This is a genomic window from Bradyrhizobium cajani, assembly GCF_009759665.1.
Lineage (GTDB): Bacteria > Pseudomonadota > Alphaproteobacteria > Rhizobiales > Xanthobacteraceae > Bradyrhizobium > Bradyrhizobium cajani.
On the sequence record NZ_WQNE01000020.1, the window covers coordinates 83867 to 96607 of the forward strand.

The 12741-nt window shown below is 65.6% G+C and carries 13 protein-coding genes and 1 tRNA gene; 5 read left to right on the forward strand and 9 right to left on the reverse strand.

All coding sequences use genetic code 11. The features are described from left to right. Positions 1–285 precede the first annotated feature (285 nt). The 3 genes from GPL20_RS23080 to GPL20_RS23090 are packed head-to-tail and all read left to right on the forward strand — an operon-like array spanning position 286 to position 1343. Positions 286–531 carry a hypothetical protein gene (locus tag GPL20_RS23080; RefSeq protein WP_167533163.1) on the forward strand — a complete coding sequence of 82 codons (246 nt, stop codon included), beginning with the start codon at positions 286–288 and terminating at the stop codon, positions 529–531. Then, complete coding sequence (locus GPL20_RS23085) at positions 528–908, forward strand: hypothetical protein (protein ID WP_157331886.1); 381 nt, start codon at positions 528–530, stop codon at positions 906–908. Before GPL20_RS23080 ends, GPL20_RS23085 begins: the two co-directional genes overlap by 4 nt. A 3-nt stretch (positions 909–911) precedes the next feature. Next, complete coding sequence (locus GPL20_RS23090) at positions 912–1343, forward strand: hypothetical protein (RefSeq protein ID WP_157331888.1); 432 nt, start codon at positions 912–914, stop codon at positions 1341–1343. A 507-nt stretch (positions 1344–1850) separates the two neighbouring features. Here the strand turns inward: GPL20_RS23090 and GPL20_RS38930 are convergent. From GPL20_RS38930 to GPL20_RS23115, 6 genes are all read right to left on the reverse strand, one after another. Further along, entirely contained in the window at positions 1851–2006 is a 156-nt protein-coding gene (locus GPL20_RS38930; protein ID WP_167533164.1) for a hypothetical protein, read from the reverse strand. Continuing rightward, positions 2003–2299, reverse strand: a complete 297-nt coding sequence (locus tag GPL20_RS23095; RefSeq protein ID WP_157331890.1) for a hypothetical protein — start codon at positions 2297–2299, stop codon at positions 2003–2005. Before GPL20_RS23095 ends, GPL20_RS38930 begins: the two co-directional genes overlap by 4 nt. 190 nt (positions 2300–2489) lie before the next feature. Then, positions 2490–2777, reverse strand: a complete 288-nt coding sequence (locus tag GPL20_RS23100; RefSeq protein WP_157331892.1) for a hypothetical protein — start codon at positions 2775–2777, stop codon at positions 2490–2492. A gap of 320 nt (positions 2778–3097) precedes the next feature. Continuing rightward, positions 3098–3173: transfer RNA gene (locus GPL20_RS23105), tRNA-Lys, on the reverse strand. A gap of 447 nt (positions 3174–3620) precedes the next feature. Next, on the reverse strand, positions 3621–6281 hold the full coding sequence (locus tag GPL20_RS23110) for a glycosyltransferase (RefSeq protein WP_157331894.1): 2661 nt from the start codon (positions 6279–6281) through the stop codon (positions 3621–3623). A gap of 214 nt (positions 6282–6495) precedes the next feature. Further along, complete coding sequence (locus tag GPL20_RS23115) at positions 6496–7095, reverse strand: beta-1-3, beta-1-6-glucan biosynthesis protein (protein WP_157332003.1); 600 nt, start codon at positions 7093–7095, stop codon at positions 6496–6498. Between the two features lie 340 nt (positions 7096–7435). Between GPL20_RS23115 and GPL20_RS23120 the strand changes: the two genes are divergently transcribed. Next, positions 7436–8995 (forward strand): glycoside hydrolase family 17 protein, encoded by a 1560-nt coding sequence (locus tag GPL20_RS23120; RefSeq protein ID WP_254125587.1) that lies wholly within the window; start codon positions 7436–7438, stop codon positions 8993–8995. Here GPL20_RS23120 and GPL20_RS23125 read toward each other — a convergent pair. Then, positions 8955–9335, reverse strand: a complete 381-nt coding sequence (locus GPL20_RS23125) for a hypothetical protein (protein ID WP_157331896.1) — start codon at positions 9333–9335, stop codon at positions 8955–8957. The two genes, GPL20_RS23120 and GPL20_RS23125, sit on opposite strands and share 41 nt — an antisense overlap. 163 nt (positions 9336–9498) lie before the next feature. After that, positions 9499–10899: a hypothetical protein gene (locus GPL20_RS23130; protein WP_157331898.1), complete on the reverse strand. Its 1401-nt coding sequence runs from the start codon at positions 10897–10899 to the stop codon at positions 9499–9501. Positions 10900–11059: 160 nt separating this feature from the next. Between GPL20_RS23130 and glmU the strand changes: the two genes are divergently transcribed. Continuing rightward, complete coding sequence (glmU, locus tag GPL20_RS23135) at positions 11060–12427, forward strand: bifunctional UDP-N-acetylglucosamine diphosphorylase/glucosamine-1-phosphate N-acetyltransferase GlmU (protein WP_157331900.1); 1368 nt, start codon at positions 11060–11062, stop codon at positions 12425–12427. 6 nt (positions 12428–12433) lie between these two features. On the opposite strand, the gene GPL20_RS23140 is transcribed toward glmU, so the two are convergent. Continuing rightward, positions 12434–12652 (reverse strand): hypothetical protein, encoded by a 219-nt coding sequence (locus tag GPL20_RS23140; RefSeq protein ID WP_157331902.1) that lies wholly within the window; start codon positions 12650–12652, stop codon positions 12434–12436. Positions 12653–12741: the final 89 nt, after the last annotated feature.

The window sequence follows — 12741 nt, forward strand, 5'->3', positions numbered from 1 at the left end:
TCCCTGGCAGGAATTTGCCCTGACGCCTGGCAGCGTTGGGCGGCGGCTGACGAGCCTTTGCGGCTCAACGGACGCGCTTGGCGGCGCGGCTCCGAACCCGACCATATTGGCCGGGGGCGAGCGTGCTGTCCAGAGGGGAAACCCTTAAAAGCGTCTCGACCAGTCTTCTCGGCTGGTGATCAACCCCCGGCTGCCGGTCTGATACCGGCGACGGCTTTGATCGGCCGAACCGAGAGAACCACCATGTCCATAGAACGACCGGTGCTTCCGCCGCGAGCGGAGTCCGTGGATTCGTTTTCCCACCGCCCCGCTATCCGACAGCGGCGGCGGGTAAAGGCCCTCAGCGACCTCGCCAGACTCAGGAAACGGGCGTCCGCCGAGATCGAGCGGCTGATCGCCTTCCTCGACGAGACCGATTCATACGTGACCACGGAGCTCGAGATAGACGACGGCGAGACCGGGATAGGCGATCTCGATGGCGCCCTCGAGCAGCTCGGTTCGCAAGACTGGCAGCAGGGAGCCATGGCATGAGCAACGTCATCGCCTTCCCAGGGTGCAATCTCGCGCCGCTGGGCAATCCCTCGTTCGCCTACGTCCGTGCCAGCACACTGCCGCCGGAGAGCGTCTCCAAGCTCGATCTGCCGCCCGCCGGCCGCCGCCGCTCGGTCGCCAGCATGCACACCTACGTCTTCCGCAGCTATGACCTGATCCTGGCGTCGTCCGAGGCCGACCTGGTCCGGGATGTGGGCTGTGACCTCCACAAGGCGGCGACCAAGCTGAACGCAATCCGCGAACAGCTCCGGCGCGATCGGGAGCACGCCGCGGCCCGGGAGGATCTTCTGACCAGGGCAGAAGCCAGGCTGGCCGCTGCGCTCGCCGCCGTGCTGGTCAAGGCTGCGGAGGGCTGAGCCATGGCGAGAGCAAAGCAGAAGCAGCCTAGCCGCCGGGCCATCACCCGCCGCCGGAACGCCGCCAAGCGGCTCCGCAAGCGCAGGGAGACCGCGTTGGGGCGGCTGAGCTCGGACGGCGCCAGCTCGTCGCGGCATATCGCCAGACGCCTCCAGTGGCTCGCAAACGATTGGGGGATCGAAGCACCGCCCAAGGTCGGCCCCACCATGTCGGAGGCGCTGGCGGGCTACTGCAACCGGCACCGCATCAGCTACGACTGGATGCTCACCGGCAGCCTGAGTGGGCTGAAGCAGATGGTCGACGCGCGGCGAACCCGGCTGGCGGCAGTACCGAGCCCTTCAGCCCTCGTGGCGAAGTATGCGCAGCTCACGCCCGAGCACCAGGCGATCGTAACGGCCGAGATCCGCCGCATTTTGGCGGAGCGCGACCAATGAAGCGCCGGCGCCGGACCCACAGGAAGCGCAACCGGCGGCGGCTGGCGACGCATGCTCGCCGACTGAAACGGTGAACGACTATGGCGCGGGGCTTCGGTCCCGCGCTTTGTCAGTCTCGGGTTTTGGCGGGAACAATCAGCGTTGGCTCAGCTGGCTTGCCGGCTAATCGAGCGCAGCCGTTTTTTGCGTCATAGCTTCGTCAGCCACGTGAGTACAGGTCGTTACGAGAAATGCCGCTTTGCTGCATTGCCACTCACTACCGAGGGCAGCACTTGAGACCGGGTCGCGAGCGGCCAATCCTAACAGAGCGGCCGCGCCGACGAGCAAATTTACGATAACGAGCTTGCGTGCTTTGCGAGTCCACGTTGGGCTGATCATAGAGGTAGTTCCCTTTGGGACATGCGCTGGAATATCCTATGCTGGGCCTCGTTTGTTTCAGGCGGACTTCGTGGCCCAAGGAAAATGGTTTCACGGCGTGCCATAACAAGCGGGTAGGTCAGCGCCGGTTCACGCAGGCGGGCCTATCACGTCGTACTCGAATGCGACGCCTTCGGGGTCGTTTTCCTCGAACCACGTTTCCGCGGCGTCGATGGTGGAGAAGACCTTGATGTGATCGATGTCGCCGACCTGTTTGGCGGTATTCACATAGACGAAGACGGTCATTGATTCCTCTTCAGCTTGCGCCGGCCCCAATGCGGTTCTTTTCCCTTCGGGTTTAACTCGGGGACAAAGTGTCGGTTCAACGCCCGTATGATGCCGATCCGGGCAAACATCGTCGGGCCGCCGCTTTCCGCCACCAGGATCAACGCTTCCATCGCGGCCTGCCATTCACGCGCGGCGTGCTCTTTCTTCGGCAGCGTGGCGATGTACTCGCCGGCATCGCGCAGCGTCAGGAGCTTGCGCCCGTCGACCTCAATCGGATCTTCGAAAGGCCGCCCCCAGCCCCGATTGCTCATTTAAGCTTCTCGTCGGGAACGAAATCCTCCGGCATCTCCGGCACGTCGTCAGGATCCTCTGGATCAGTCCGATTGCATACCGGGCATGGCATGCCGGCACCACCGCATGTGCAGGCGCGCGGCCCCTCCCAAGGCCGGCCGGGATGGTTTTCGCAAACCCATCGGCAGTTGTCGCAACGCGCGCAGAACCTCATCGGTGACCCATCGCCGCTATCGGCGGCCGGCCCGACCTGAAATCCGGCCTGACCTCAGCCCCGCGCCGGCCGCAAGCGGTACAGGTAAAGCGGCCCTCGATGTCGGACAGCCGTACCGCATCAGGCCAGCAATCGGCGCTGACGGCGACATGATGGCTGCACCTGTAATCGGCGCAATAGATCAGGACGCCGCGCAAGCCCATCTCGCGCATCTCGCCGAACGTGATTTTGACCGGCCGGCCGTCGGCGTACGTGGGCGTGTGGCGGCGGACAGGACGGGGCATGCCGCCATCGAAGCGCGCCGGCGGCGAGAGTCAAATTATCAATCCCTAGGGCCGCAGAACGCGCGAGAGCTACTGCGCGTCGTGGGTGTGGAAGGTCCAGCCGCTCAATACTCGGCGTCGACGTCGCGTGTGACGTGCCTGAACCACACGACGCCGAGCACGACCAGCGCGAACACCACTGCCAACAGGATCCAGCCCATCTCACGCCCCCGATCCTGGACGCAGCGCCCGCCGCGAGCGCGGCAATCGATTTGCCAACACGGCGCCCACACAGGGGAGATGAGAGGAGGGACGTTTGCAGGCTAAGTCTTTGATTTTGATGGTGAGCGCGCTGGGGCTCGAACCCAGGACCCCGTGATTAAAAGTCACGTGCTCTACCGGCTGAGCTACGCGCTCCCATGGCCGCTGATGGCTTTTCAGAGATCGCCATCGTCTTCGGTCATTTCGAGAAGCATGTCTTGCCGCCACTTGGCGTCGCGGGGAAAACCGGCTGTTTCCGGATCATGCTTTCGGCTCGCGCTGTGTAGGAGGCTGGGGCGCTGAGGTCAATAGTGCGGGTGGCTGCCAAAGTTCATGGCAGGGGCGGGGATTTGCTTGTGGTTTCCGTCGCTTAAGTTGCGATTCTCAACCTGATTGGTCGGCCGTCATCCACGCCGAAGAGCGGGTGGGCACCGGCACGAAGGGAGGACGCTGCCGGCTGAGCTCGGCCTGCATGGTTCGAGACGCCCGCCTTGGCGGGCTCCTCACCATGAGGGTCTAAAATCTCGCCGCAAACCCGACCTCATCCTGAGGGCCCGCCGTCGGCGGGCGTCTCGAAGGATACGCCGCGGGGCATTCGCCCCGTCAGTTCGTCTCCCGCCGGACCTCGCTCGGCACGGCCTGCGCCGTGCCGGGGGCCGGCAGGGCGACCGGGCGCAGGCCAATCAGTTCGGCGGTGCGGATCGCGCTGTCGCGCCAGAACTGGAACGAGTTGATGCGGCTGAGCTCGAGGATGGCGATCGCCACCGCCGCGAGGAACGGCAGGCTTTGCAGCACCAGGACGCCGGCGAAGATGTAGATCTCGGTGATCTGCCGGAAACTGTTGGAGGCGATCAGCACGCCGGCGCCAATCACCAGCAGGGTGCCGATCACGGCTTCCCAGAACGCCTGGAACTCGATCGACATCCGGGACAGGCCGCCCTTGGAGGTGCGCGCGAAGGCGATGTGCTCGGTGATCAGGCCCTGCGCGACGGCGCGCGAGACCGTCCACTGCACGCTCATCGCCGCGATCATGGCGCCCAGCATCTGGCCGGGCCTGATCGCGACGCGGGCGCGGTACATCGACAGGAAGTGCGCCAGCGAGACGATGAAGGCGCCGATGATCGGCAGCGTCAGGATCTTGTCGGGGATGGCGATGTCGGCAAAGGCGACGATCGGCACCCAGACGAGGTTGAGCAGCGCCACGACCACGCCGAGGCTTTCGGCGCCCAGCCAGTTCAGCCAGCCGAGACCATATTCACGCTTCTGGTCGGGCGTCAGCCGGCTCTTCCCGGGCAGGAAGTGCCGCCAGTGCTTCTTTACGATCTGGAGGCCGCCATAGGCCCAGCGGTGGCGCTGCTTCTTGAACGCCTCGTAGGTGTCGGGGAGCAGGCCCTGGCCGTAGCGGTGGTTGGTGTAGTGGGTGGTCCAGCCGAGCTCCTGGATCGCAAGGCCGAGATCAGAGTCCTCGCAGATCGTGTCGGACGACCAGCCGCCGGCCATGTCCATCGCGGCGCGGCGGATCAGGCACATCGTGCCGTGCACGATGATGGCATTGGCCTCGTTGCGCTGGACCATGCCGATGTCGAAGAAGCCGGCATATTCGCCGTTCATGATGTAGTGCATGATCGACAGGTCGCCGTCGCGATGCTCCTGCGGCGCCTGCACGAGGCCGACGCGCGGATCTGCGAAGGCCGGCACCAGGTCCTTCAGCCAGTCGGGATCGACGACATAGTCGGCATCGAGGATGCCGATGATCTCGGCGTCCGCCGCCGTGCGGTCCATGGCGATGCGCAGCGCGCCGGCCTTGAAGCCCTGCACCTTCTCGGCGTTGATGAACTTGAAGCGCTCACCGAGCGCGCGGCAGTGGTCCTGGATCGGCTGCCAGAAGGCGGGATCAGGCGTGTTGTTGATGATGACCACGCATTCGTAGTTCGGATAGTTCAGCCGCGACAGCGCATCGAGCGTCTGCTTGAGCATCTCCACCGGCTCGAAATAGGCGGGGATGTGGATCGAGACCTTCGGGTAGTAATTCTCGGGCACGTTCTCCACCGGCTTGCCCTTGGCGAGCAGCCGCTGCGGCGACCGGCCGAAGGCGACCGCCGCGATCTCGTCGATGCGGGCCATCGCGATGAGAACGAGGGGAACAAGCAGGATCATGCCGAGCGTCAGCGCGAAGGCCGAGCCGAAGATGAAATAATGGCTGTTCCAGAACGCGAACACGGTTGCGGCCCAGGCGCCGACGCCGTTGGCGGTTGCCGACAGCAGGAAGGCCTGTTTCGCGGTCGGCTTCTCCAGCCGCAGGATCGGCAGCGACAAGAGGATGCCGACCAGCAAGGCGATCGTCATCAGCTTCCAATAGTCGGGGTTCACGACCGGGCCGGTCCAGGCGAATTTCGGCTCGCGGCTGGCGTTGAGGATGCCCCAGTAGGGGCCGACGCCACCTTCAAAGTACTTCCAGGGCTGATCGATCGCTTCGACGATGTTGTAGTCCATGCCGAGCGCTTCGGCGCGGACGACGAAGTTACGCAGCGTCAGCGCCTGCTGGAAAGGACCGGGGTCTGCGTTGCGTAAGTTATAGCCCGCGCTCGGCCAGCCGAACTCGGCGATGACGATGCGCTTGCCCGGGAACTGGTTGCGCAAAAGGTTGTAGCGGTCCACGGCCTGATCGACCGCCTGGTCCGAGCGGAAGTTTTCCCAGTAGGGCAGCACGTGGGCGGCGATGAAGTCGACGTTGGAGGCAAGGTCGGGATTGTCGCGCCAGATGTTCCAGATCTCGCCGGTCGTGACGGGCACGCGGACCGAGCCCTTGACCTTCTTGATCATGTTGATGAGGTCTTCGACCTTCTGCTCGCCGCGGTAGATCACCTCGTTGCCGACCACGACGCCGACGACGTTGCTGTTCTTGCGGGCGAGCTCGATCGCGGCCTTGATCTCGCGCTCGTTGCGGTCCGGGTCCTTGTCGATCCAGGCGCCGACGGTGACCTTGAGGCCGAACTCTGCGGCGATTGGTGGCACCAGCTCGTTGCCTTCCGTCGCAGAGTACGAGCGGATGGCACGCGTCATGGTGGAGAGTTTTTTCATGTCGGCGCGAATCTTGTCGGGATCGACATTGTTGTCCACGACATGGCCTGGTTCGAACGGAGTATAAGAGAGGCTCGGCAGCAGCCGATTGAAATCGGGAGCAGGCTGCTTGTCGCGCAAGACCCCCCAGAGGCCGGCGTGGAGCACGGACACGAGCAACAGAACGGCGGCGACAACGCGCATCGCGGCTAAACCAAAAGGGGCTGAGGTGGCAGGGAAGCGGATCCGACCCCGAGATCCGACCGAGTCCGCGGCAAATGGAGCATATCTCTGCCACGCGGTTTCACAACTGTCATGGCCTCATGTCCTTATGAGGGCATGGCCTTTTTGGAATGCGTGGCAGTGCCAACCGCGTCTATGGCCGATCGTTCCTGAACGATAGCTGAAACGGCCGCGGCTATTTCTGGGGAGCAGGCGACGGGCTTGCCGCAGGCGAGGGGCTCGCGGCCGGCTGCGGGGCTTGCGGATTGGCGGCGGCCGGCGCGGCTGGCTGGGAGGCCGCGGCGGCGGCCTGCTGCGGCTGCGCCGCCGGATTGATCCAGCAAGCGTGCACCCGGCTGTCCAGGGTCTCGGCGACCTTGGGATCGATCTGGCCGCCGAAGCGGGTCAGGCAGCGGAACGCCGCCTGGATGTGGCCGCCGGGGCAGCCGAAGCGATCGTAGAGGTCGAGATGGCGGAACGCGGTATCGAGGTCATCCCGCCACATCAGCCGCACCACGCGCCGGCCGAGCCAGACGCATTCGGGGTTGCCGGCCGGGCCGTTGATGACCTGGGCTGCTTCCGCGAATTCGTCGGTGCGGCGCTGGTTCTGGGCCGCGTCCTTCGCGGCGGCGTCGGCGGGCTGGGCAGGGGCGGCCTTGCCCTGGTCGGGAGCGGGGGTGCCGCTCTGGGCGGCGGCGCCGCCGAGGCCGGCCAGAATGAGAACGGAGGAGACGGCCAAGGTGGCGGCGAACTGCCGCAGGCCCGCATTTCGTAACTCGAACACCCGTTGCCGCATGAATTCCCCAATGTATCCGCTGGCCGCCCGCGTCAGGATCCCGCGGACGCGGCGTGTGATGGCGTCCAAATGGGTCTCCAATGCGGCGGAAAAGTCTTTCCGAGTCCATGACCTGTATTTCGAATTTTGTCCAGCAAAGTCACGATGCTAGGCCCCGGTCGAACGGCCGCAGCCAAATTCCCCGGGGACGGGCCGATCGGCCCCGGGCCGCACCCGCACCGCCCCCCTTGGCAGATGGCGTGCGAGCAGGTAATCGACTGACCCTTCGCGGAGGACGGAACCGATTTCTCTTCGTACGCCACTGGCGCTTCTGCTCGTCTCACTGGGTGCGATTGCTGCCGTGTGGTGGTGGCTGGCCACGCCAATCACACTCGCGCGCGCGCCGATCGATCCGGCCGACAAGGTCCAATGCGTCTCCTATGCGCCGTTCCGCGGCGAACAGTCGCCGCTGAACGCGTGGACCCACATCGATGCCGACCAGATCGAGCAGGATCTGCGCCAGCTCAAAGAGATCACCGACTGCGTCCGCACCTATTCGATGGAGAACGGGCTCGACCAGGTGCCGGCGGTTGCCGCCAAGGTCGGCGGGCTGAAGGTGCTCCAGGGCATCTGGCTCTCCAGCAACCGCACCAAGAATTTCGAGCAGATGGCGCTCGCCGTTCGCCTCACCAAGGAATTCCCCGCGATCATCACCGCGGTCATCGTCGGCAACGAGGTGCTGCTGCGCGGCGAGATGACGACGGCGGACCTCGTCTCCCTGATCCGCTCGGTGAAGGCGCAGGTCAGCGTGCCCGTCACCTATGCCGACGTCTGGGAGTACTGGCTGAAGAACCGCGAGGTCTATGACGCCGTCGATTTCGTCACGATCCACATCCTGCCTTACTGGGAGGACTTCCCGGTGCGCGCGAAGTTCGCGGCCAGCCATGTCGTGGCGATCCGCGAGCGCATGGCGGTGGCGTTTCCGGGCAAGGAAATCCTGATCGGCGAAACCGGCTGGCCGAGCGAGGGGCGCATGCGCGACGGCGCGCTGCCCTCACGCACCAATCAGGCGCGCGTCGTCTCGGAAATCCTCGGCCTTGCGAAAGCGCAGAAGTTCCGCGTCAACCTGATCGAGGCCTACGACCAGCCGTGGAAGCGCAGGCTGGAAGGCACCGTCGGCGGCTATTGGGGCCTGTTCGACTCGGTGCAGCGGAACCTGAAATATCCGCCGGGCGAGCCGATCAGCAATTTCCCGTACTGGAAATGGTACATGGGCGCGGGCATGGGCCTCAGCGTGCTGGTGTTCGCGGTCGCCGGCCTGACGCTGCGGCGCAGGCCCTGGACGCCGCGTTTCTCGGCCTGGCTCGGGGTCGGCATCTCGGCGACGACGGCAGGCATCCTGCTCGGGATCGGCGCCGACAAGATGTATTACGAGAGCTACGGCATCGGCGGCTGGCTGCTATGGGGCGCGCTGCTTCTCGCCGGCATCCTGTCGCCGATCTTCTGCGCGCAGGCGATGGTGATCGGCCGCAGCCTTCCGACCTTCCTCGATCTGCTCGGTCCGCGCGAGGGCCGTAAATGGTCGAAGCTCACCGCCGTGCTCGGCCTGACGCTGGCGGTGACCGCCTTGATCGCGGCGCAGACTGCGCTCGGCTTCGTGTTCGACCCGCGCTACCGCGACTTCCCCTACGCCTCGCTGACGATGGCGGTGGTGCCGTTCGCAATCCTGATGCTGAACCGGCCGCAGATCGGCCAGCGTCCGATCGCGGAGGCGGTATTCGCGGGCGTGCTGGCGCTGTCGGCCATCTATGTGCTGTTCAGCGAAGGCCGCGAGAACTGGCAGTCGCTATGGACATGCGCGATCTACCTGCTGTTCGCGCTCACGCTGTGGCGGGCGCGGGCCGAGCAAATCCAAGAATGAGCACGCCGATCGCAAGGCCCGACAGCACGATATTGTAGAGCACGATGCCAAGGCCGGCGGCGATGATGCCGACGGTCAGGAGCACGATCGACGGCCGCATCAGGTTCAGCGTCGCAACCACCAGTGCGACGATGCCGAACACCGAATTCTTGAACAGCACGGTCGAGACCGAGCGCGCCTTGCAGATCATGGTCTGAAGCCCGGCGTCGCAGGCGAGCGCGACCTGCGAGAGCTCGATCGCGAGATAGCGCACGTAAAGCGCGTAGCCGACGGTGGCGAAGCCGACGACGATCAGGAACTGCACCTGGTAGGGCGTGAGGCGAAAAGGCTTCTTTGTCATGGGGGACAATATGCGCGGGATGGCGCGGGCGGGCAACAGGGCAGGCGAGGTTTATGTTGATCGCGAGCTCTTGACGCGATCGTCGAGGCGGCTGCGCGCGCCAGAAGATGCCGGCATTCACCGCGTTCAGGCGGCGGCGATTCCGTTCAGGATGGGCAAATGCCTATCGCCGGAAGAACGACGACAGCGTCGATCCCGTCGACGCCGTTTCCGGCTTCGCCGGTGCTGGCTGCGCCGCGGGTGCGGGTGCGGGTGGCGGCGCGGGCTCCTCGCGCTTCGAGCGTTTCGAGGAGTAGCTGCGGCGGCGCTTGTCCGGCTTTGCATTCGGCGCGGACGCAGGTGCAGTCTCGGCCTGCGGCACCGACTCCTGACTCTTTTCGGAATTCTTCTCTTGAACCCGATCTTGATTTTTTTCTTGCGTTTTTTCTTGCGTTTTTTCCTGCGCCTTGTCCTGGCCGCCGCGCATCGACAGGCGCTGGCCGTCGAACACGGTCGTCTCGCAGGGGCGGTTGTTCTCGGCAAGGCCTGCGCAGAGTTTTGCGGCAGCGGCGGCGTTGATCAGCGGGCCCGCGCCCAAGCGAAGCTGCATGCCGAGACCGGTTGTGCCTTCCTTGATCATGATGATCGGCCGCAGCGCTGCGACTTCCGGATTGGTCTTGATCAGGCCGCGCCAGAGCGCGCGCAGGCCGTCGATCGAGTTGGCGCCGCCGAGGTCGATCGCAAAACGCGTCTGCTGGACCGCGATCGCGGGAGCCTCGCTCTCGGCGGCTTCAGCCGGCTTGGCTGATGCGGCCGCGACTTCGGTCGGGGCGGGCAACGGCTCGGGCTTCTTCTCGCCGGCCTTCTCGGCCGGCTTTTCAGTTGCCTCGGGCTGAATCAGTTTCGACGCAGCCGGATCGGGCGGCGCCATGATCGACTTCGACGGCACGAGCGGAATGATCGGCAGTGCCGACGTCGTGGTCGGCGACTGCTGCACGAGCGAGGCGGCGGCTGCGCTCTGCGGCGGCGGACCTGCCTGCTCCTTTGCAGCCTCCTTCGAAGCGTCCTTCGCGGCCTCGTTGCGCGGCTTGTCGCCGGCGGACGCGGGCGTCGAGGCGACCGGCGCGACGCTGGGAGCCGCTGGCGCAGGCGTTGCGTCCTGCGGCTTCGCTGCCGCGGCCGGTGGTGGCGCGGCACTCTGTTTGGCGATGGTGCCGGTGACGGAATCGAGCCCTTGCTCCAGCACGGTGACGCGCGAATAGAGCCGGTCGCGATCGGAGTTCAACGTCTCGATGGCGGCGGCGAGGCGGCGGGCTTCGTTCTGGCTCTCCTTGGTCAATAGCTGGAGCCGGTCGGCCTGGCGGGCGAGATCGGCGGAGGCGACCTGATCGCGCCGCCAGCCGAGCTGGGCCTGGTTGGCCATCACGGCGATGACGACAGCGCCCACCGCCGCCACGCCCCACGAGCCCAGCCGCCACAACACGCGGCGATCGAACGCGCTCTCCTCGGCCAAAAGTCCGGAGAACAGCCCGCCGGTCTCCTTGGTGCCGAAGGCGTCCGCCAGTGGGTCGGAATCCTTTGCCATGAACGTTAAGTGCCCAGCCCCCGAATCAATCAGGGAACATTAACAGGAAATGCGCGCCGCACTTGAATTCCGGGCGTTTGCGGGGTTAGCAAGGCAGCGGCATCCGGGCGGCCTGCCGTCCGCCGCGCAAGATGATTCGGCCGCAACTGACAGGATTTCGATGACCGCCCGCTCAAGCCTCACGATCGTGCTCGCCGCCGGCGAAGGCACGCGCATGCGATCGAACCTGCCGAAGGTGCTGCATTCCGTCGCAAGCCAGACGCTGCTCGCCCATGTGCTTGCCGCAACACCGAACGGAGCCGGCACCGGGCTCGCCGTCGTGATCGGCCCGGATCATCAGGCTGTGGCGGATGAAGCGAGGCGAATCCGTCCTGACGCGCTCACCTTCGTGCAGGCCGAGCGGCTCGGCACCGCGCATGCGGTGCTGGCGGCGCGCGAGGCGATCGCGCGCGGCGCGGACGATTTGCTGATCGCCTTCGGCGACACGCCGCTGATCTCGGCCGAAACCTTTGCGCGGCTGCGCGCGCCGCTCGCCAGGGGTGCCGCGATTGCCGCGCTTGGCTTTCGCGCCGCCGATCCCACCGGCTATGGCCGTTTCATCGTCGAGGGCGAGCGCCTGGTCGCGATCCGCGAGCAGGCCGATGCCAGCGCCGACGAGCGCAAGATCGATCTCTGCAATGCCGGCGTGATGGCGATCGACGGCCGCCGCGCGCTCGAAATCCTCGGGCAGATCGGCAATGCCAATTCCAAGGGCGAATATTATCTGACGGACGCTGTCGAAATCGTCCGCAAGCAGGGATGGGAGTCTGTCGTGATCGAGACCAGCGAGGACGAGGTGCGCGGCATCAACACCAAGGCGCAGCTCGCCGAGGCGGAAGCCGTGATGCAGGCGCGCTTGCGCAAAGCGGCGATGGAGGCCGGTGTCACGCTGATTGCGCCGGACACGGTTTTTCTCGCCGCCGACACCGTGTTCGGCAAGGACGTCACCATCGAGCCGTTCGTGGTGATCGGGCCGGGCGTGTCGATCGCCGACGGCACCGTGATCCACTCCTTCTCGCATATCGTCGAGACCACGCTCGGCAAGAAGGTCTCCATCGGCCCCTATGCACGCCTGCGGCCGGGCACCTCGCTCGGCGATGGCGCGCGCATCGGCAATTTCGTCGAGACCAAGGCCGCGACGCTGGAGGCCGGCGTCAAGGTCAACCATCTCTCCTACATCGGGGATGCCACCGTCGGGGCCAATTCCAACATCGGCGCCGGCACCATCACCTGCAACTACGACGGCTTCAAGAAGCATAAGACGGTGATCGGGCAGGGCGCCTTCGTCGGCACCAACTCCTCGCTGGTCGCGCCGGTCAAGATCGGCAACGGCGCCTATATCGGTTCGGGCTCGGTGATCACCCGCGACGTGCCCGATGAGGCGATGGCGCTGGAGCGCAACCAGCAGACCATCCGCGAAGGCGGCGCTACGCGCTATCGCGAGCTGAAGACGGGCGGCAAGAATCCCGAAAAGAAGCCGGAGAAGTAAGCGGCGCTATTCGTCGTCGGCGAATTCCGAGAAGATCGCGCGGGTCAGGCGCCAGCCGCGCGGCTTGGCGCGCTTCGCCGGCTCGCCCTCGGGATGCTTGATGAAGAGGGGCTTGTTTTCCTTGCCGCGCAGGGGCGGCGGCCAATGCGCAAGGTGCGTGCCCGAGGTCTCGCTGGCCCGCACGGAGATCGACGACAGACCCTTGCGGCCGGATGAGCCCTTCATGACCTTACCTCCTGGACCGGAAGCCTTGGCCAAACTTGTTGACAAGAGGTTAATGCGCGCGGTTTAAGGCCGGCCAATTCGACGCAGGC